The organism is Flavobacterium sp. 9AF, assembly GCF_902506265.1.
Lineage (GTDB): Bacteria > Bacteroidota > Bacteroidia > Flavobacteriales > Flavobacteriaceae > Flavobacterium.
On the sequence record NZ_LR733611.1, the window covers coordinates 1 to 21,791 of the forward strand.

The 21,791-nt window shown below is 28.9% G+C and carries 17 protein-coding genes and 1 tRNA gene; 14 read left to right on the forward strand and 4 right to left on the reverse strand.

Annotation, left to right across the window (positions count from 1 at the left end; translation table 11 throughout):
* Positions 1-285: hypothetical protein (locus HALO113_RS17510; RefSeq protein ID WP_159780433.1), on the forward strand; the 285-nt coding region annotated here is incomplete at its 5' end.
* Here HALO113_RS17510 and gldA read toward each other — a convergent pair.
* The gene (gene gldA / locus HALO113_RS17515; protein WP_159780434.1) at positions 286-1,185 is read right to left on the reverse strand and encodes a gliding motility-associated ABC transporter ATP-binding subunit GldA; all 900 of its coding nucleotides are present in this window, start codon (positions 1,183-1,185) and stop codon (positions 286-288) included. It abuts the gene before it with no gap.
* A 267-nt stretch (positions 1,186-1,452) separates the two neighbouring features.
* Between gldA and HALO113_RS17520 the strand changes: the two genes are divergently transcribed.
* From HALO113_RS17520 to aroA, 12 genes are all read left to right on the forward strand, one after another.
* Positions 1,453-2,280, forward strand: a complete 828-nt coding sequence (locus HALO113_RS17520) for a prephenate dehydratase (RefSeq protein WP_159780435.1) — start codon at positions 1,453-1,455, stop codon at positions 2,278-2,280.
* Positions 2,277-3,419 carry a pyridoxal phosphate-dependent aminotransferase gene (locus HALO113_RS17525; protein ID WP_159780436.1) on the forward strand — a complete coding sequence of 381 codons (1,143 nt, stop codon included), beginning with the start codon at positions 2,277-2,279 and terminating at the stop codon, positions 3,417-3,419. The genes HALO113_RS17520 and HALO113_RS17525 overlap by 4 nt, the downstream gene beginning before the upstream one ends.
* On the forward strand, positions 3,419-4,273 hold the full coding sequence (locus HALO113_RS17530) for a prephenate dehydrogenase (RefSeq protein WP_159780437.1): 855 nt from the start codon (positions 3,419-3,421) through the stop codon (positions 4,271-4,273). The genes HALO113_RS17525 and HALO113_RS17530 overlap by 1 nt, the downstream gene beginning before the upstream one ends.
* Before the next feature lie 51 nt (positions 4,274-4,324).
* Entirely contained in the window at positions 4,325-5,407 is a 1,083-nt protein-coding gene (locus HALO113_RS17535; protein ID WP_159780438.1) for a bifunctional 3-deoxy-7-phosphoheptulonate synthase/chorismate mutase type II, read from the forward strand.
* Positions 5,408-5,476: 69 nt separating this feature from the next.
* The gene (locus HALO113_RS17540; RefSeq protein WP_159780439.1) at positions 5,477-5,998 is read left to right on the forward strand and encodes a hypothetical protein; all 522 of its coding nucleotides are present in this window, start codon (positions 5,477-5,479) and stop codon (positions 5,996-5,998) included.
* A gap of 151 nt (positions 5,999-6,149) precedes the next feature.
* Positions 6,150-7,130 (forward strand): ribosome small subunit-dependent GTPase A, encoded by a 981-nt coding sequence (gene rsgA, locus HALO113_RS17545; RefSeq protein ID WP_159780440.1) that lies wholly within the window; start codon positions 6,150-6,152, stop codon positions 7,128-7,130.
* A gap of 6 nt (positions 7,131-7,136) precedes the next feature.
* The gene (gene dtd / locus HALO113_RS17550) at positions 7,137-7,589 is read left to right on the forward strand and encodes a D-aminoacyl-tRNA deacylase (protein ID WP_159780441.1); all 453 of its coding nucleotides are present in this window, start codon (positions 7,137-7,139) and stop codon (positions 7,587-7,589) included.
* 1 nt (position 7,590) lies between these two features.
* Positions 7,591-9,489 carry a DUF3857 domain-containing transglutaminase family protein gene (locus HALO113_RS17555; protein ID WP_159780442.1) on the forward strand — a complete coding sequence of 633 codons (1,899 nt, stop codon included), beginning with the start codon at positions 7,591-7,593 and terminating at the stop codon, positions 9,487-9,489.
* A 5-nt stretch (positions 9,490-9,494) separates the two neighbouring features.
* Positions 9,495-11,438, forward strand: coding sequence for a DUF3857 domain-containing protein (locus HALO113_RS17560; RefSeq protein ID WP_159780443.1), 1,944 nt, complete (start codon positions 9,495-9,497; stop codon positions 11,436-11,438).
* 4 nt (positions 11,439-11,442) lie between these two features.
* Positions 11,443-13,386 carry a DUF3857 domain-containing protein gene (locus HALO113_RS17565; RefSeq protein ID WP_159780444.1) on the forward strand — a complete coding sequence of 648 codons (1,944 nt, stop codon included), beginning with the start codon at positions 11,443-11,445 and terminating at the stop codon, positions 13,384-13,386.
* Positions 13,383-13,709 carry a nucleotide pyrophosphohydrolase gene (locus HALO113_RS17570; RefSeq protein ID WP_159780445.1) on the forward strand — a complete coding sequence of 109 codons (327 nt, stop codon included), beginning with the start codon at positions 13,383-13,385 and terminating at the stop codon, positions 13,707-13,709. The genes HALO113_RS17565 and HALO113_RS17570 overlap by 4 nt, the downstream gene beginning before the upstream one ends.
* Positions 13,710-13,745: 36 nt before the next feature.
* Positions 13,746-15,011 (forward strand): 3-phosphoshikimate 1-carboxyvinyltransferase, encoded by a 1,266-nt coding sequence (gene aroA / locus HALO113_RS17575; RefSeq protein ID WP_159780446.1) that lies wholly within the window; start codon positions 13,746-13,748, stop codon positions 15,009-15,011.
* A gap of 3 nt (positions 15,012-15,014) precedes the next feature.
* Here the strand turns inward: aroA and HALO113_RS17580 are convergent.
* The 3 genes from HALO113_RS17580 to HALO113_RS17590 form a co-directional block, all read right to left on the reverse strand.
* Positions 15,015-15,088, reverse strand: a tRNA-Pro gene (locus HALO113_RS17580).
* Between the two features lie 24 nt (positions 15,089-15,112).
* Positions 15,113-15,859, reverse strand: coding sequence for a LytTR family DNA-binding domain-containing protein (locus tag HALO113_RS17585; RefSeq protein ID WP_159780447.1), 747 nt, complete (start codon positions 15,857-15,859; stop codon positions 15,113-15,115).
* On the reverse strand, positions 15,856-18,717 hold the full coding sequence (locus HALO113_RS17590) for a histidine kinase (RefSeq protein ID WP_159780448.1): 2,862 nt from the start codon (positions 18,715-18,717) through the stop codon (positions 15,856-15,858). Before HALO113_RS17590 ends, HALO113_RS17585 begins: the two co-directional genes overlap by 4 nt.
* Before the next feature lie 194 nt (positions 18,718-18,911).
* On the opposite strand from HALO113_RS17590, the gene HALO113_RS17595 reads away from it, so the two are divergent.
* The gene (locus HALO113_RS17595) at positions 18,912-21,749 is read left to right on the forward strand and encodes a LamG-like jellyroll fold domain-containing protein (RefSeq protein WP_159780449.1); all 2,838 of its coding nucleotides are present in this window, start codon (positions 18,912-18,914) and stop codon (positions 21,747-21,749) included.
* Positions 21,750-21,791: the final 42 nt, after the last annotated feature.

A 21,791-nucleotide genomic window follows, 5' to 3' on the forward strand; every position in this document is an offset into this window, starting at 1 on the left:
GAAGATAAAGGAAAGGTAAAAAGTCTCTTTTTAGAAAATGGTAATGTTTATTCTAATTATAAGATAAATAATTTTGATTACCCAAAAATAAAAAAACAAAAACAGTTATGTCTTTCAGAAGAACTATTTAAAAGCAGTAATTTAGATAAAGAATGTGTGAAGTCGCTTTTGAAAGTTTTTGAGTCCAGATACGATTCTTATAAAAATAAATATGCTAATTCTATTAACACAAAATACAAAACCAATTCTAAATTAGATATAATGAATGATATTGTAGAAGTTTAGCTATTTTTTAGTAGTTTTTTCTCTAAAAATTTGTTCTAAGTTTTTATTTTTTAAGCTGAGTTGAAGAATTTTTAATTCCTTTTCATTTGCAAAATCAAATAGAAGTGGTCTCATGTCTCTTTCAGATTCAAAATGAAGTTCATAAGCGGAATCACTATAACTTGTTATGGATTTTAAATTTTGAAAAATTAATTCTTCTTTAAGAATTGGTTGATCAAACTCAATATTTATTATTTGGTGTATTTGCTCTTTAACGAGAGTTGTTAAATTTTTGTCTTCAATAATTTTACCATTGTTTATAATGATTACTCTTTCACAAATAGCTTCCACTTCTTGCATTATATGAGTAGATAAGAAAACAGTTTTGTCTTTGCCTATATTTTTTATTAAATCTCGTATTTCTACTAACTGATTCGGGTCTAAACCTGTAGTAGGTTCATCTAAAATTAATACGTCAGGGTCGTGAAGTAAAGCACAAGCGAGTCCCACTCTTTGTCTATACCCTTTAGATAGTTGACTTATTTTTTTATTGCTTTCAGGAGTAAGTCCTGTTAATTGAATTACTTCTTCTATACGTTGACGAGTTACTTTATATATATCAGCATTAAAGGATAAATATTCTCTTATATATAAATCTAAATATAAAGGGTTGTGTTCAGGTAGGTATCCAACAGATTTTTGTACTGCTTTCACTTCGGTTGTAACATCAAAGCCATTAACCTTTCCATTTCCTTCATCTGCAGTAATAAAGGTGGTAAGAATTTTCATTAAAGTCGATTTTCCAGCACCATTTGGTCCTAAAAAGCCAACAATTTCACCTTTTTTTATAGAAAAAGAAATTTGATCAAGTGCTTTTTGCTCTCCATAACTTTTAGAGATGTTCACAACCTCAATAGACATAATAGATATAAGTTTTAGCAAAAATAAAGTTTTTTAATTAAAAATATTTTTTTTGAAAAAGTATTTTGGAAAGTTTTTTTTTATATATTAGCCACTTCGAAACATAGCAAAAAAATGTTACAAACAACTACATTTTATTTTAACAATTCTTATTATTATTTCTGGAGAGAAATAAGGGATTGTTATGCTATAAATTAAATAAAAATAAATTATACAATATAAAATACAATCCCGATGCAAATCGGGATTTTTTTGTTTACAACAATTATGAATTTAAAAATTGCAATACAAGGAATAAAGGGTTCTTTTCATCATCAGGTAGCTAATCGTTATTTTGGCGATGCAATAAGTTTGGATGAATGTAATTCTTTTAATGATGTAGTAAAGAGTTTAAAAACAGCTCATTCAGATAAAGGAGTAATGGCTTTGGAAAATTCAATAGCGGGTTCAATATTACCAAATTATGCCTTAATAGATAAAAATGAATTATATATTATTGGCGAATATTATTTGGATATACATATGAATCTAATGGCTTTGAAAGGACAAACAATTCAGGATATAAAAGAAGTACATTCGCATCCTATCGCTTTGTTACAATGCGAAGTTTTCTTTAATCAGTTTCCTCATATCAAATTAGTTGAGAGCATTGATACAGCAGAAACTGCTTATCGAATTCAAAAACAAAATTTGTTAGGCATTGGTGCTGTTGCTGCACCTATAGCTGCAGAAATGTATGATTTAGAAATTTTAGCTTCTGGAATTCATACTATTAAAAGTAATAAAACTCGTTTTGTTATAGTAAAAACAAAAAAGAAAGAATTAGATAAAGAAGAAATAAACAAAGCTTCTTTTAAATTTGAATTAGACGATACACCTGGAAGTTTAGCAACTGTGTTGAATGTAATGAATAATTGCAAATTAAATTTAACTAAAATACAATCACTACCTATTATAGAAACTCCTTTTCAATATGCCTTTTTTGTTGATGTAGTTTTTGAAAAGTACAAGCATTATGAAAAAGCAAAAAAGCTTTTGGAAATTATGACAACCCATTTTAAAGTTTTAGGTGAATACAAACAAGGAAAACAATGATAACAACTGCAAACAGATTAAAAACCGTAGAAGAATACTATTTTTCAAGAAAACTGAAAGAAGTAAACCAATTACTATCGGAAGGGAAACCGATAATAAATATGGGAATTGGAAGTCCTGATTTAAAACCGCATGCTTCTGTTATTGAAGCTATTCAGGTTGCGCTTTTAGAACCTAATGCACATATGTATCAAAGTTATCAAGGCTTGCCCGATTTACGAAAAGGGTTTTGTGATTATTATGCTAATAATTTCAATGTTAGTATTGATTCCACTTCTGAAATTTTACCATTAATGGGTTCTAAAGAAGGTATTATGCATATTGCTATGGCTTTTTTGAATGAAGGAGATGCTGTTTTAGTTCCTAATCCAGGTTATCCAACCTATCAATCAGTCTGCAATCTTGTTGGAGCTAAAACCTTGTTGTATGATTTGAAAGAAGAAAATCTTTGGTATCCCGATTTTGATGCATTAGAAAAACAAGATTTATCTCATGTGAAATTAATGTGGGTTTGTTATCCTCATATGCCAACAGGCGCACAAGCTAGTTTAGAATTATTTGAAAAACTAATTGCATTTGGGAAAAAACATCATATTTTGATTGTAAATGATAACCCGTATAGTGCCATATTGAATGATAATCCGTTGTCAATTCTTCAAGTGGAAGGAGCAAAAGATATAGCTATAGAGTTAAATTCTTTAAGTAAAACATATAATATGGCAGGATGGCGTGTGGGAATGGTTATTGGAAATGCAATCAACATAGCTTCAATTTTAAAAGTCAAAAGTAATATGGATAGCGGTATGTTTTTTGGTATCCAAAAAGGAGCTATAGAAGCCTTAAAATTAGGAAAAGATTGGTTTGATAGTTTGAATTCTGAATATAGAAATAGAAGAGAATTGATTTTTTTACTTTGTGATAAATTAGGAGTAGCTGTTAATCGAAATCAAGTTGGAATGTTCGTTTGGGCAAAACTGCCAAATGAATATTCTTCAGAGATATTTATAGATCAATTATTATATGAAAAAAGCCTTTTTGTAACACCAGGAACTATTTTTGGAAGCCAAGGAGAAGGTTATATCCGTTTTTCATTGTGTGTTACTGAAGAAAAAATCAAAGAAGCAATACATCGAATATAATGGAAAAGGAGGTAGAAAAATTTGTAATTATAGGACTTGGATTGATAGGAGGTTCACTATCCTTAGATATCAAGGCAAACAGAAATAACACAGTAATCTTTGGAATAGATGCGAATGAAGAACATGTATTAAAAGCAAAAGAATTAGGGATTATTGACGAAATAGGGACTGAAGAAGATTTAATAGATGCTCATTGGGTAATTGTTGCTGTTCCAGTAGATAAAAGTATTGCAGTTTTAGTACAGGTATTAGATAAAATTAATAGCAATGCCATTGTTTTTGATGTGGGTTCTACTAAAAATAAAATTTGTGAAGAGCTAAGAAATCATTCAAATAGAAGAAATTTTATTGCAGCACATCCTATTGCAGGAACCGAATTTTCCGGCCCCCAAGCAGCAATGAAAGGCTTGTTTGTGGAGCGTACCAATATTATTTGTGAAGTAGAGAAAACGGCTTTTGTTTTTCAAGAGAAAGCCTTGGAGTTATTCAAGCAAATAGGAATGCGTATTCGATATATGGACCCTTTTTCTCACGACAAACATATCGCTTACATGTCACACTTGTCTCATATTAGTTCATTTATGCTAGGCAAAACAGTAATCGAAGAAGAGAAAAATGAAAGAGATATTTTTGATATGGCTGGAAGTGGTTTTGAAAGTACTGTAAGATTAGCAAAAAGTTCTCCAGCCATGTGGACACCTATTTTTGAACAAAACAAAGAACAAGTCATTAAGTCATTATCTGAATATATTACAAATCTAAATATTTTCAAAGATTTATTAGAACAAGACAATTACAAAGAAGTTTTTAAAACATTAAGTGAAACAAATAGAATAAAACAAATATTAAAGTAAGGTAAGTTTAAATAGTTTATATCTGTTTCTTCTTACAAATTATGTAAAATTATGGAAAATAAAAAAGAATTAAGAACATGGTTAGATGATTTTAAACTAGATCATCCATTAGTAATTGCAGGACCATGTAGTGCAGAAACGGAAGACCAAGTGTTAAAAATTGCTCACGAGTTGAAAGATTCTGATGTGTCAATTTTTAGAGCTGGAATTTGGAAACCAAGAACACGACCTGGAGGTTTTGAGGGCGTAGGTGCCATTGGATTAAAATGGTTGCAAAAAGCAAAATCGGAAACAGGTTTATTAATGGCTACAGAAGTAGCAACTGCAGCTCATGTAAAATTGGCCTTGGAGCATGATATAGATATTCTATGGATTGGTGCTAGAACAACTGTAAATCCTTTTGCGGTTCAAGAAGTAGCTGACGCTTTAGAAGGAACGGATAAAATTGTATTATTGAAAAATCCAGTTAATCCAGATTTAGCACTTTGGATTGGAGGACTTGAAAGACTTTATAATGCGAATATTAAAAAGTTAGGAGTAATACACAGAGGTTTCTCTACATATGATAAAACAAAATATAGAAACAACCCAGAATGGCAAATAGCAATTGAGTTGCAAAACAAATTTCCTGATTTACCACTTATTTGCGACCCATCCCATATTACAGGTAAAAGAGATATGATTCAAGAAGTTTCTCAGCAAGCTTTAGATTTGAATTATGATGGTTTAATTATTGAAACTCATATTGATCCTGATAATGCTTGGAGCGATGCAGCACAACAAGTTACACCAGATACATTAAAGAAAATGTTTGTTGATCTAAGAGTAAGAAAAGTTTCAGATGATGAAAGTGAATTCAATCAAAAAATGGCAAAGTTAAGAGCTCAAATAGATGAATTTGACGGTAAATTACTTGAGATTTTAGGGAATAGAATGAAAGTAGCTGATAAAATTGGAGAACTTAAAAAAGAAAAAAATGTGGCTATTCTTCAAAATAAACGTTGGAATGAAATATTGGGAAAAATGATTCTAGAAGGTGAAGAAAAAGGATTGAGTAACGAATTTGTGATGCAAATGTTTAAAGCAATCCACCAAGAAAGTATCAATCATCAAGAAAAAGTTGTGAATAATTAAAAAATAATTTTTTTTTGGCATAATAGTTGTAATATTGCGTTAAATAATATTAACAAAAAAATTTAAAAAATGAAGAAAATTATTTTATTAGCAGTTTTATTCGTTGGTTTTGTGGCAAATGCTCAATCAGACAAGATTTACAAGCACAGTGGAGAAGTGGTAGAAGGTAAAGTAAAAAGAGTGGAAGAATATACAATTGTATTTGTGTATAATGGAGAAGAAGCTGAGAACACAATTGGTAAATATGCAATTGAAAGAATTGTATATGGAGCAAGTGGACGTGAAGAAGAAATAACCGAAAAAATTGTTATTAACAGTGAAAAAGATTGGGAAAAAGTAGTTATTCTTGAAGATAAAGCTTATATCGCAGGTTTGAAAAAAGCAGGAGAAGTAAGAGGGAAAACAGGTTTAATCAATTTCCAAACTGGAAATACAGGGGATAAAAAAGCTGAGAAAAAACTAAAAATGGATGCTGCTGTTCAAGGTTGCCCTTTTATTTTATTAACTGCTGATAAAACTACTGTTGGAGCTAACTCTAATGCTTTAGGTGGATCACAAGCTATTAAAAAAGGAGTGGCGTATAAATATTAATAAAACAATTTTATTATAATTTAAGGCTGTCTCAAAAGACAGCCTTTTTTTATCCTATATTTTTTCTAATTAATAGTATATTTGTAAAAATCATTAATTTGATAATGAAAAATATTTTTTAGACTTTGTTACTTTAACTTCTAAATTTTGCATGACTGGAATCGTTTATAAATCTACAGGCAGTTGGTATACCATAAAAAAAGCAGATGGTGGTTTTTTAGAATGCCGTATAAAAGGTAAATTTCGTATTAAAGGAATAAAAAGTACCAATCCAATTGCTGTGGGAGATAAAGTAGATTATCATATTGAAAATACAACCGATGAGACCACAGGTGTTATTACTGCTATTCATGATAGAAAGAATTACATAGTGCGTAAATCAGTGAACCTTTCAAAACAAACCCATATTATAGCTTCAAATATTGATATCGTTTTTTTACTAATTACAATAAATAATCCTCCTACAACTACAAGTTTTATCGATCGTTTTTTAGTAACAGCTGAAGCATATGGGATAGAAGCTGTCTTAATATTTAATAAAATAGATACCTTTAATGAGTCATCTTTAGACGAACAATTATTCTTGCAATATACATACGAAACTATAGGTTACCAATGTTTAAGAATTTCTGCTAAAGAAAATAAAGGCATTGAAGAGCTAAAGAAACGAATGATAAATAAAGTATCAATGTTTTCAGGGCATTCAGGTGTAGGCAAGTCAACATTGGTAAATGCGATTGAACCTTCACTCAATTTAAAAACTAAACAAATTTCTGAGTCCCACGCACAAGGACAGCATACTACTACTTTTGCTGAAATGTTTGATTTGTCTTTTGGAGCACAAATTATTGATACTCCAGGAATAAGAGGATTTGGAGTAGTTGATATGGATAAGCAAGAAATTGGAGATTATTTTCCTGAGTTTTTTGCTCTAAAAGAAAATTGTAAATTCAATAATTGTTTGCATAAAGAAGAACCTCATTGTGCAGTAAAAGAGGCGCTTGAAAAAGACGAGGTTTCTTGGAGTCGATATAGGAGTTATTTACAAATACTGGAAGGAGATGAAGAACATTATAGAATGGATGATTATGCAGAAGACCGAAAAGCAAGCGACGAAACTAGAAAATCATAATCTTATATGCGTGTTGTTATTCAAAGAGTTTCAGAAGCATCAGTAGTTATTGAACAAAAATGTGTGGCAAAAATTAATTCAGGGTTGCTGATTTTAGTGGGTATTGAGGCAGAAGATAAAGATGAAGATATTCAATGGCTTTCTTCTAAGATAGTCAATTTAAGAATTTTTCCCGATGAAAATGAGGTAATGAATTTATCTGTAAAAGAATGTAAAGGTAATATTATTGTTGTTAGCCAATTTACTTTACATGCTGCTACAAAAAAAGGGAATAGACCTAGTTATATAAAAGCAGCTAAGCCAGAAATTGCAATCCCTATATATGAGAAATTTGTAAATTGTCTTCAAAATGATTTAGGTAAGGAAATTCAAACAGGACAATTTGGCGCTGATATGAAAATTGGTTTAATTAATGATGGACCAGTAACCATCATAATCGATAGTAAAAATAAAGAATAAAATGAAAATTAAAATACTCTTTTTTCTAATTTTAAGTGTATCAGTTTTTAGTCAAGAAGAATTAAATTCTTTGCTTATTCCTAAAGAGCTAAAAGAAAAAGCAAATAGTGTGGTAAGATATCAAAGCAAAGAAGTAACAATTAAATCTCAGACTTCATATAAGTTGAAAACAAAAAAAATAATTACTGTTTTGAATGAATACGGGATGAAAAATGTAGATGCTAAAGAATACTATAGTAAATCTGAAAAAATAAATGCTATTGAAGCCATTATTTATGACAGTTTTGGAAAAGAAATTAAAAAAATAAAAAGAAAAGATTTCATTGATCATAGTGTAGCTGACGGATTTTCAATTTTATCAGATAATCGTATTTTATACTTAGATTATACTCCTACACAATATCCTTTCACGATAGTTTTTGAAAGTGAAACGGAAAGTATCAACACAGCATTTTTACCTTCTTGGTTTCCAATTGACGATTACTACGAAAGTGTTCAAAAATCCGAATTTACTATTTTATATCCTACAGATTTAGGTTTTAAATACAAAGAACAAAACTTTAATAGTTATAATATTGTGAAAAACGAAAAAACGAATCAGTTATCCTATATTATAGAAAATGTAGAACCTTTAAAACCTGAGGATTATTCACCCGATTTTAAAACGATTGTTCCTAATGTAATTTTTGGACTTGAAAAGTTTTCTTTAGAAGGTGTAGATGGAGTAGGTAAAACTTGGGAAGATTTTGGAAAAGTATATTATGATAAACTAATTAATACAGATACTGAATTAAACCAAGAAACAATAAAGAAAATAAATGATTTGACAAAAGGCATAGTTAGCCCAATTGAAAAAGCAAAAATTATTTATAAATATGTTCAGAACAAAACGAGATATGTAAGTATTCAACTAGGAATAGGGGGTTGGAAACCCATGTTAGCCAAAGATGTGGATAGATTAGGTTACGGAGATTGTAAAGCATTAACTAATTATACAAGAGTTTTATTAGATAATGTAGGGGTAAAGTCTTATTATACTGTAATTTATTCTGGTTCGGAAAAAGAAAATATAAAAAAAGATTTTGTTTCTTATCAAGGAGATCACGTTATTTTAACGATACCTCAAGAAGATAAAAATTATTTTTTAGAATGTACAAGTCAAACCAATCCTTTTGCTTTTGGTGGCGATTTTACCGATGATCGTTATGCCTTAATGATAAAACCAGAGGGTGGTTTTATTATTAAAACCAATGAATTTGAGACTAAGGCAAATTATCAAATGACTAACGGAAACTTTTCAATTGATTCTGATGGAAATTTAAAAGCACAAGCAGAAATTAAATCGGGAGGTATTCAATATGATCAGAAGGCTTTTTTATCAAGAATAAATGATGAAAGAGAATTACATAGATCTTATAAAAATAGATTGAGTTGGGTTAATAATTTAAAAATTGAAAAGTTAGATATTAAAAATAATCTTGAACCAGTAGAGCTAGTAGAGCAATTTAATTTTACTGCGACTAATTATTCTAATAAAGCTGCTAATACGATATATTTTGTGTTAAATGTATTTAATAGGAATGAAAATATTCCTGATAAATACCGAAATAGAAAAAATGATTTTGAAATTAGGAGAGGTTATTTTGATTCTGATGAAATAGAAATTATTTTACCTGAAAATTATGAAATAGATTTTTTACCTGAATCGGTTAACTTAGAAACGGTATTTGGTAATTATAAAATGACAATTGAAAGAAAAACTGATGGAAAATTGTTTTATAAAAGAGACTTAACGATTAATAAAGGAAACTTTAGTAAGGAACAATACGAAGAATATAGAAAGTTTAGAGAACAAATTGCTAAGTGCGATAATTTAAAAATAGTATTAATTAAAAAATAAATAAGATGAGTTTTAAGAATTTTAGCATTACTGTATTAGCCCTTTTTAGTAATTTCTTGTTAGCTCAAAAATATGAACTAGGAGAAGTTACTATTGAAGAATTGAAAGAAGCTCGTCATCCTATAGACTCATCTGCTCCTGCTGCTGTACTTTTTAAAACTGGTGAAACAAGATTTAGTTTAAGTAGTGATGGTCAATGGACTGTTTCTACTGAAGTAAAATTTAAAATTAAAATTTATAAAAAAGAAGGGTTTGATTATGCCAATAAATCGGTTTCCTATTATGTGGGAGGACAAAGAAATGAAACTGTAAATTTTAAGAATGCCATAACATATAACTTAGTAGATGGAAAAATTGAAAAAACGAAATTAAAATCAGATGGTGAATTTAAAGAGGAGATAAATGAATATGTGAAAGTAAAAAAAATTACAATGCCGCAAGTAAAAGAAGGAAGTATAATTGAATATTCATATATGCTTAATTCTCCTTCAATAACAAGTTTTGAGGATTGGTACTTTCAAGGTAGTATACCCATGAATTATGTAGTGTATAATGTTTATATTCCAGAATATTTTAAATATAGAACGGTCTTTTCAGGGTATGAAAATGTAGATATAAAAGATGAATACATATCTTCAGGAGATTTTGGTCAACAAAAATATATCTATAAAATACAAAATGTACCTGCTTTAAAAGAAGAAGGGTATGTAACAAATATCGATAATTATACTTCTATTTTAAAATATGAATTAGCTTCTATAAGTTATCCTAATTCTCCTATAAAAAATTTCGCAATTACTTGGGACGATGTAGTTAAAAGCATTTATGAGCATGAAGGTTTTGGAAATGAATTAGAATCAAAATCTTATTTTGAAGACGATTTGAAAACCATTTTAGAAGGATTGAATTCTAGTGATCAAAAGATTGCTGCTATTTATAATTTTGTAAAAAACAAAATGACCTGGAACGAGCATTATGGTGTAATTGCAGATAAAGGGGTTAAAAAAGCATACAAAGAAAAAACAGGAAATGTAGCAGATATTAATTTAATGTTAGTAGCTATGTTGCGTTATGCTGGTTTTGAAGCCAATCCGATTCTCTTAAGTACAAGAAGAAATGGAATTGCAATGTTCCCAAATAGAACAGCTTATAATTATGTAGTTGCTGGAGTTGAAGTTTTAAACGATGTTGTTTTGTTAGATGCAACTGATAAAAACGCAACAGTAGATTTACTTCCTTTAAGAGCGGTAAATTGGACAGGTAGAATTATAAGACAAAGAGGAAGTTCAAATGAAATTGACCTTTTAAAGGTTCCGATTTCTAAAGATAATATTACTATTTTATCTGAAATTCAAGAAGATGGAAAAATATCTGGAAAACTTAGAAGAGTATTAACAGATTATAATTCTTTTGTTTATAGAGATAATTATGCAAATGTTTCTCAAGATAGTTATTTGGAAAAATTAGAAAACAGATATAAAGGAATCAACATTGAGGAATACAAATCAGATAATATAAAAGATTTATCTAAACCAGTTGTAGAAACCTATTCTTTTACTCATGAAAATGATGTTGAAATAATCGGGAATAAAATCTATTTGAAACCTATGATGTTTTTTGGATTAGAAGAGAATCCATTTAAATTAGATCAAAGAAAATATCCAGTAGATTTCTCTTTTCCATTTAAAGATACCTATGCGATCTCTATTAAAATTCCTGAAGGATATGAAGTTGAATATCTGCCAGAAGGAACAAATGTAGCAATGGAGAATAATTTTGCTACATTTAAATACATTGTTTCAGTTACTAATAATAATATTCAACTATTAGTTAACTTAGATATTAATAGTATCTATATTCCATCGAATGCCTATTCAGCATTAAAAGGTTTCTTCAAATTAATAGTGGAGAAAGAAAATGACAAAATTATTTTAAAGAAGAAATCTTAATTAAATGAAAAAAAAAATAAGTTTTATACTGTTTTTTTTTACAACTATTGCTGTAACATTCTCTCAGAATTATGAGTTAGGGAAAGTTACTATAGATGAACTTAAACAAAAGAATCATCCTAAAGATTCTTCTGCATCTGCAGCTATACTTTTTAAAATAGGAGAAACAAATTTTTTTTTAGGAAGTCCAAATTGGACAGTTTCAACGGAAGTAAAGTTTAAGATTAAAATTTATAAAAAAGAAGGCTTTGAATTTGCCAATAAAGCTTTATACTATTATGTGGGCGGGGCAAAAGACGAAAAGATAAGATTTAAAAATGCCGTAACATATAATTTAGTAAATGGGGAAATAGAAAAAACAGAGCTTAATTCTGATGGAAAACTAATTGAGAATATTGATAAAGATTATAGCTTAAAAAAAATAGTTATGCCACAAGTAAGAGAAGGAAGCATTATTGAATATTCTTATATTTTGAATTCAACAAATATTACCTTTTTAAGAGACTGGTATTTTCAAGAAAGTATCCCTGTAGATTTTTCTCAATATAAAATATCAATACCTTCAATATTTGTTTATCGAAGTGTATTAACTGGCTTTGAAAAAGTTGAAGAGAAATCGGAATCTATAAATGGGCATGATTACATGAGGCATAAAGTGACTTATGTGGCTAAAAATGTTCCAGCAATCAAAGAAGAAGAATATGTGAATCATATTGAAAATTATACTTCCATCTTAAAATATGAACTGGTATCGCTTATTTTAAAAAATAGTCCAACTATAAATTATGCAGTAACTTGGGAAGATGTCTTTAAAACAATTTATGGGAACGATAATTTTGGTTCCCAGTTAGAATTAAAAAAATATTTTGAAAAGGATTTAGATAATATTTTATTAGGTATTACCAATTCACAAGATAAAGTAGAAGCAATTTATAATTTTGTAAAAAATAAAATGTCTTGGAATAAAGAAGCTAGTGTTTTTACTGATGTGGGTGTATCTAAAGCTTATGAGTTACAGACTGGTAATGTTGCAGAAATAAATTTAATGCTAACAGCTATGTTACAATATGCTGGTTTAAAAGCAGATCCAGTTTTATTAAGTACAAGAAATAATGGTATAGCTATATTTCCGAATAGAACAGCTTTTAACTATGTAATTTCGGTAGTTAATATAGATGGCAAACTTATTTACTTGGATGCTACTGAAAAAAAGAGTGTGATAAATCAAATTCCTCTTAGAGCTTTGAATTGGAAAGGTAGGACTGTAAAAAAAGAAGGAAGTTCTCAAGAAATCGATTTGCTAAATGTTCCTATTTCAAAAGAAACCTTTAGTGTAAGAGCCGAAATAACTGATGAAGGAAAAACAATTGGGAAGTTGAGGAAGACTTTTTCTGATTACTTTTCATTGTCGTTTCGTAATAAATTTAACGAATTCTCTAGGGAGATATACTTAGATGAAATGGAGAACAAGCATAAAGGTTTAAATATATTAGAATATAACCTTGAAAATTTCAAAGATTTAAAGCGACCTATTACTGAGGCATTTGATTTTTCTCATGATAATGATGTTGAAGTTGTGGGCGACAAAATTTTTCTTAATCCTATGATGTTTTTAGGTGAGGAAGAAAATCCTTTTAAAGCAGAAAATAGAAATTATCCAGTAGATTTTTCTTTCCCCTTTAAAAAGGTATATAATATTTCAATAAAAATACCCGAAAGGTATGAGGTAGAATTTTTACCTCAAAATATTCATATCCAAACGAATGACAATTTCGGAAATTTTAAATACTTAATTGCTCAATCTGGAAATGATATCCAATTAGCCGTTACAAAAGAAATAAGTAAATTTTATGTTCCTTCTGAATCGTATTCCGAATTAAAAAAATTATATAAACTAATTACAGAAAAATATAAGGAAAGAATTTTTCTTAAAAAGAAAGTACAATGAATATTAAAAATGCACAGTTAGAAGTTGATAATTGGATTAAAGAACATGGAGTTCGTTATTTTAATGAATTGACAAATATGGCTCAACTAACAGAGGAAGTAGGTGAAGTAGCTAGAATTATAGCAAGAAGATACGGGGAACAATCTGAAAAAGAATCCGATAAAAACAAAGATTTAGGTGAAGAATTAGCAGATGTTGTTTTTGTTGTTTTATGTTTAGCGAACCAAACAGGTGTTGATTTGCAAGCTGCTTTTGATAAAAAGATGGATTTAAAAACAAAACGGGATCACGATCGTCATCATAATAATGAAAAATTGAAATAGAATATTATTTTAATCCTCATTAAGCTTTTTTCAATTATGAACGCAATTATAAAAAAAACTGTTGTTAATCAACAAGCAACTATTAGAATTACAGGTTCAAAGTCTGAAACCAATAGGTTGTTACTTTTACAAGCCCTGTATCCAAACATAACAGTTGAAAATATATCTAATTCCGATGATTCTGAAGTGATGAAAACGGTACTTAATAATTTTCAATCCACTTCTGTAGGACAAGATTTGGTAAAGGAACAACTTTTCGATATTCATCATGCTGGCACTGCCATGCGTTTTCTAACTGCTTTTTTTGCTACACAAGAAGCAAGCGAAGTAATTTTAACAGGTTCCAACAGAATGCAAGAAAGACCTATTAAAATTTTGGTTGATGCATTAAGACAGTTAGGCGTAGAAGTTGTCTATCAAAAAAATGAAGGTTTCCCTCCAATTAAGATAAAAGGAAAAAACATAACAGCTAAAAAAGTGATTCTTAAAGCAGATGTTAGTAGTCAATATATTTCGGCTTTATTATTAATCGCACCTAAGCTAACAAATGGTTTAGAACTCATTTTGGAAGGAGAAATTACCTCAGTTCCTTATTTAAAAATGACATTAGCTTTGTTGAATGAATTAGGTGTTACAACTCATTTTGAAGGGAATCAAATTAAAGTTTTTCCAAAAGCAGAAGTTGTCAATCAAATACTAACTGTTGAAAGCGACTGGAGTTCTGCTTCTTATTGGTATTCGATTGTAGCCTTGTCTGAAATTAACACACAAATTACATTGGCTAGTTATAAAAAAAATAGTTTACAAGGTGATGCTGTCTTGGCTGAAATTTATCAAAATTTTGGAGTTGAAACTATTTTTAACGAGAATAAAACAATTACAATTTCAAAAGTAAAACAACATAGTCTTTTACCTTTAAATCATAATTTAAAAGATTGTCCCGATATTGCTCAAACCATTGCGGTAACTTGCTTTGGATTAGGTGTTGGTTGTGATTTATATGGATTACATACTTTAAAAATTAAAGAAACAGATAGATTAGAAGCATTGAAAGCCGAATTAATTAAATTAGGCGCAACTATTTCTGTTACGAATGAATCATTGCATTTAAAAAATTCTAATAAAAATCCTTTAGAAAATATAAAAATTGCTACTTATCAAGATCATAGAATGGCAATGGCATTTGCTCCTTTAGCACTTCGAGTTCCTATAATAATTGAAGAAGCAGAAGTAGTAAGTAAATCATATCCAGATTTTTGGAAAGATTTACAAAGTGTTGGTTATTCTATAGAAGAAAAATAAAAGTCGGGATGACTGGATTCGAACCAGCGACCCCTAGCACCCCATGCTAGTACGCTACCAGGCTGCGCTACATCCCGAATGGTGGCAAAGATAAAAATTTTTTATCGTTTCACAATCTGAATTTGATCTAAAATGGTTTGTACTTTATCAGCAGTAATCGATAATTGCAAACCATTTTTCAATAAAACATTTCCTCCATCCGATTTATTGTAAGCCGAAATGAAGTTAACATTCACAATGTGAGACTTATGTATTCTAATAAAGTTAGGATTATTACATAAAATGTCTTCAAAATTTTTTAAATTCCGGCTTACAATGTATTTTATATCATTTATGCATCTTATTTCTGAATAAGCTCCTTCTCCTTTTAAATACATAATGGTATCTGTTTCTATGAATAATATACTATTTCCACTAGGTACTGCTATACGTTGTAAAGTATCTTGTCTAATAGTTTCTTTTAAAAGTGAATAATTTTGATTTGAAATTTTTTGCTTTTCAATTCGGGCAATGGCATGAGCTAATTCTTCGGGGTTAATCGGTTTTAATAAATAATCAATGGCAGAAAATTTAAATGCCTGTAAGGCATATTCTTGATAAGCTGTGGTGAAAATAATTTTGAAATTGATTTCATTTTCATCAAAAAAATCTAGAAGCTCTAAACCACTATGTCCTGGCATTTCAATATCTAGAAGGACTAAATCGGGTTTGTATTTTCTAATAGCTTTTACACCACTAGATAAATTTTCACATTCGGCAACTATTTCTACATTTTTGCAATATTCTTCAATTAAAAGAATAAGATTTAAACGAGCTCTTTTTTCATCATCTATAACTATAGCCTTCATAGGGTTTCTAATGGTATTATAATTTCTACTAATGTACCAATGGGTTGATTTTGTAGATTGTGTTTGTCAATTATTTTTAACGAAATATTTTTATGATTGTATTCATTTAATAAATCGATTCTGTTTTGCAGTGCGTGGGTAGCAAAAGATTGGTGCTTTTTATTTTTTATTCGATTTAATTCATTGCTTTTTTGTCTACCAATTCCATTATCTTCGATTTTAATTAATAACTCATTATTAGTGATTTCAAAAACTATAATTACTTTTTTGTTACCTTGTTTGTGTAATAAGCCATGTTTTACAGCATTTTCAACATAAGGTTGTAATAACATAGTAGGTATTTTGATACTTTCTTGGTCTATTTTGTTAGGGATTATAAACTCATAACTAAAATCTTCATCAAAACGACCTTTTTCAATGTCTAAATAAAGTTGCAACGTTTTGACTTCGTCTGCAATAGAAATGAAATCTTTTTCAGTCATTTCTAAAATGGTTCGGGTTAAATTGGAAAATTTAGATAAATAATCAATGGCTAAACGTTTTTCATTTGACAAAATAAAGGATTGTAAAGTATTTAAAGCATTATAAAAAAAATGTGGATTCATTTGCGATTTGATTGCTTTTAATTTCGATTGATTTACGTTTTTTTCTAAATTGATTTTGTCTAATGCAAGTTGATTTCTTTTTTCTATTTTTTTTATGTTAATTCGATATAACCAAAACATAGAGGCCAAAAACAAGAAACTTGCCACCAGAATAAAAGGCAATTGTAACCAATAAGGGCGATTTATTGTAAAATGAATTTTAGTAGTGTTTTTAAAATCTGAATTCAACATAAACTCCACGACATATTTTCCATGGTTTAAAGAGTTGAGTATTAATTCTGGATGAAGGACATCTGCTTTTTGCCATTTGGAATCATTTACTTTATACAATAAATTATGTTCTTCAAAAGGGCTAGGTGATAAAAAACGATAATTTATTTGGATATTATTCTCGTTATAAGCTAAATTTTCCCAATTACTTTCTTCTGTAAACTGATTATTAACATATAATGAGGTGATGGAAAAGAAAGGATTTGAACGATTGTATTTTTCTTCTTTTTTTATAATTAATCCTCTATTTGTGGAGATGTAATAACATTTATTTTTTAGTATAATATCATTTACTTCGATATTGTTATTAATATGTAATATTTGTTTGGTCTTTTTAGAGTTCAATTGATACTCAAAAATATATTTATTGGTAATTATGTATAAAAAACCATCTTTTAAAAATGTTTTTTCTACATTTTCTTTTTGTATGTTTTTGGGGAATTCAATTTCTGAAATTTTATTTTTTTCAATCTGAAATATAATCAAATCTCCATTAGAAGCATACATCTTACCTCTGTTAAATGAAAGTTTTGTAATATTTATAGATGCATTTTTATATTTTAATTCATTAAGCAAACCATTTTGCCCTACAAAAAACAATCCATTATTTGTAGCAAAATAGATTTTCTTATGAATACTGTCATAAGCAACTGATTTTCCTTTTGAATTAAAAATAATATTATTATAAGAGGTGTTTTTTAATTGAATAAAAGCATCGTAAACAAAATCCCAATCACTTTTTTCTAATGAATTAGTTTTAAAAATACCGCACGAACTGCTAGCTGCAAAGCCTAAGTATTTATTGTCGATGGAACAAATGCTTTTTACTGCAATAGGTAATTCGTTGGTTAGTTTAAAATCTGAATTTAAAATGCCAAATTTAGATGATGTGAAAAATAATTCATCACTGTATGGATTGTAAAATAATTGGCCCATTTGATGATTGTCTTTTCCAATGTGTAAAGTAGTTAACTCATTATCTTGTAAGGTAATAATTTTATCATTTTTGGAACCAATCAAAAGTTGGTCATTTTTAAAACATAAAGAGGTTAAACTTTCTTTAGAACTAATTAATTGGGTGTTAAAATCTTCAATATAATAGAGGCCATCTGTTAGGGTTGAAATCCAAAAATTATTGTTTTTAGTTTGATAAATGTAAGAGATATTTGTCCCTTTAAAGTAAGTCTGTTTCAAACCAGATTCTTTGTCCATTTCAATTATTCCTGTAGTTGTGCAAAGCCAGTTTTTTTCGTTACACCAACTTAAATTTTGTAAAATAGTATTTTCAAGTTGAAGTTCTTTACGTGTAAAGCGATTATTTTCAAAAAAATAACAATAATTTGAAAATTTTGAACCAATTAAGAGCCCTTTATTTGTTTTCTCAACGAGAATAGAATTGAAATTGGCTAAAAAATCTTCTGGATATTCAATTTGTAGATAAATTTTATCGTCTTTTACTACTAATAATTGATCTGTAAAAACATAAATGGTATTATTAGTAAAAAAAAGATATCGTATGTTTTTAGTGTTTAAAACTATTTTCTTCTTAAATATGAGCGTTTTTAAATCATAAACATCAATAGCTCCTTCGTTTACAATGTATAGTTGATTATCAATGATGCCAAATTTAAAATAACCTATAGATTTATTTTGTTTGAGCTTGTGTAATTTGTTTTTCTCAACAAAATATAAATATCCATCAAAATTTTCATACCATACCCTTCCAAAAGAGTCTTGCTGAATACAAGTTCCCGCTTTGGAAGTCATTCCTTCTTGATCAAAATATTGAAAAGTGTAACCATTAAATTGACATAAACCTTTATCTGTCGCAAACCACATAAAATCTTCTTTATCTTGAAACATGTCATATACACTATTCGTTAGTAAACCTTGTGATTTATCTATAGTATTAAAATATGGGTTTTGGCCATAGATTTCTTGTATGAACCAAAATAGAAAGAATATGTAATAATAATATTTCAAGAATAGATTTTATTCAAATGTAAAGATATTATCTAAACAGAAAAAAATGAGTTAATGAAAATCTAGTTTCAGTTAATGAATAAATGATTTTTTACAAATCTTCTTTTCGTTAACTCAAATTGCTGTTTGGTTAATTTATTCATTTTGAGTTAAAAATGAAATCTAATTTTACCAAAAATTTAAAAAACACAAGTATGAGAACAAAATTATTTTCTTTTTTATTTGTACTGTTTTGTAGCATTTCGAATGCACAAATTAATGTTCAAGAAGGCTTTGAATCTGGATACCCAACGGGTTGGGCTGTAAGTGGTTTTTCTCCTTGGAACTTTTCAAGTTGTAATGGTAAATCATTGTATGCAGATTTAAATAGTAATACCGTTGGTACGATAATTACACCTGGTACTAACCCTTATGTTTCTGATGGTAACCCAATAAATATATCCATTAGTCACTATAAATCTACAGGTACTTTAGTCGGGGTTATGAGAATCTATTATGAAATTAATGCAAGTGGGAATTGGATTGAGGCTAAAAATACTTCTGTCTTTAACACTAGCTGCACCTTATTAACGACTAATATTGCTGAGGGAGTAGTACCAGCTGGAAGTACAGTTAGATTCAGATTTCAAATTAATAAATCAAGTGGCGGTGTAGTTTTTTACATAGACGACATTTCTATAATTCAATTTAGTCAAGGGGCATTAGAATATTCTTTTGATAATACTTATAATAATATAGATGGAACAAATCCTTTTAGTTCAAATGCAGGTACTTCTTTTGTTGCAGATAGAAACGGGAATCTTAATAGTGCTTTAAATATTAATAACACAGGAACTACAGCTACTATGGTGGGTTTGCCTTATACTAATTCTCCAAGAACTGTTTCTTTCTGGGCAAAATTAAATACCGTACAAACACCTTACAATATGACGTTTTCTTACGGATTAGGTTCAGTAGCAAATGCTTGTGGAGGGTCTTTCAATGCTACTCAGACGGAAGCTTTTGGATATGGGACAAGTTATAATTTAGCTGCTTCCACTAATAGTGTAGCAAATACTTGGTATTATTTTGCTTATGTTTATGATGGAACTAATGTTAAAATTTACAAAAATGGAACATTGTTAAGTAGCGCGCCTAGAAGCTGGAACACAATTAATAACAACAATATTTTTAAATTAGGTATTGGAGTAGGTGGAGAAATGAATTTTGATGGCGCTATAGATGATTTAAAAATTTACAATTATGCATTAGACACTACCCAAATTCTAAATTTATATAATTATAATACCCTTGAAGCACCTCCAGTATTAGTATATCAATTTGATTTTGATAATAATTATGATGATATTACTGCTACAGAAAGTTTTGTTGCTTTAGGTACTTTTGAAAATGATAGAAATGGTAACCCATCTAAAGCATTAAGATTAAATAATACAGGAACTCTAGCTTATTTAGATAACTTGCCTATTGGAAATAATTCTCGTTCCGTATCAGTTTGGATAAAAATGTACGCATTTTCAACAGATAATTATCTTTTTAGCTACGGATCTGCAGCAGCAAATCAAGCATATGGTTTTTCATTTACATCGAGTTCTATAAACAATTATGGTTGGGCTAATGATTTGACTCATGGTACAAGTTTAGCAGCAAATACATGGAAACATGTTGTTGTAACTTATGATAAAAATAATACAATGGCATCAATTTATATCGATGGTGCTTTGGTTACTAATGCTGTAAAATCTTGGAATACCTCAAATGATATAACATTTAATTTGGGTACTTCTATACAAGGAGTTGATTCTTTTAACGGTGCCATAGATGATTTGAAAATTTATAATTATCCTTTGTCTGCTACAGAAATCTCAAATTTATATAATTACAATTCATTAGGAGTACCTCAATTACCTATTATAAGTACAGTAACTAAAAAACCTGCAGCAATAAATGCTACAATTTATGCTAACGTAAATGGTAATGGCTCTGCAATTTCAAATGTGGTTGTAAAATATGGTACTTCATCTGGAAATTTAACCAATCAGGTAAACGGAATTGGAATATCTCCAAATAGTTATTATGGAACAATTATCAATGGATTATTAGAGAATACAACTTACTATTATAGAGTAGAAGTAACCAATGCAGAAGGAACATCTTCAACTACAGAGGACAGTTTTACCACAGGTTCAAAACAAACTGTAGCAGAATATAGCTTTGATAATGTCTATACTAATTTTTCAGGAAATAATGCTTTTGCATCGAGTGCAGGTACTTCTTTTGGAAACGACAGAAATAATAATCCAAATAGTGCTTTGGTGGTAAATAACACAACGGTTAACGGTCAAATTCCAGGTTTACCAATTGATGGTTCAACAAGAACAGTTTCTCTTTGGGCGAAAATTGATTCAAATACTCTTGCAAACTATCCGTTTAGTTATGGTGGAATATTTAGTGATCTTGCTTTTATATCTGAAATAAATAATAATACATTGGCTTTCTATAGTTACGGTAATAATTCTATTGTGGTTAACGAATCCAATCCAATCAACACATGGATGCATTTAGTATATACTTATGATGGAGTAGAGGTGAAAATGTATAAAAATGGCGTTTTAATGGGAACTGCACCATTTAATTTATTTACTTCTTTTGACGATAACTACTTTTATTTAGCAAGTATTTGGGGAGCTACAAATACATTTAATGGGTCAATTGATGATTTAAAAATTTATAATTATCCATTAACACAAACACAAATTTCAAATCTATATAATAATAATACGTTGTCTACAAACGATTTTAATCATAATGAAGTAGCTGTTAAAATGTATCCAAACCCAGTTCAAGATATATTAAACGTGGATTTGCAAACAAGTTTAAAATCTGTTGAGGTTTATAATATACAAGGTCAGAAAGTACTAGAATCAAATAAAAATCAAATCAATTTATCAAGTTTGGTTTCTGGAATTTATATGGTACGAATTCAAGATGAAAACAATGCAGTTGTAACAAAAAAAATCATTAAAAAGTAAGTTTTTTTCAATAAATCCCTTGGGGTTGTCAAGTAAATTGAG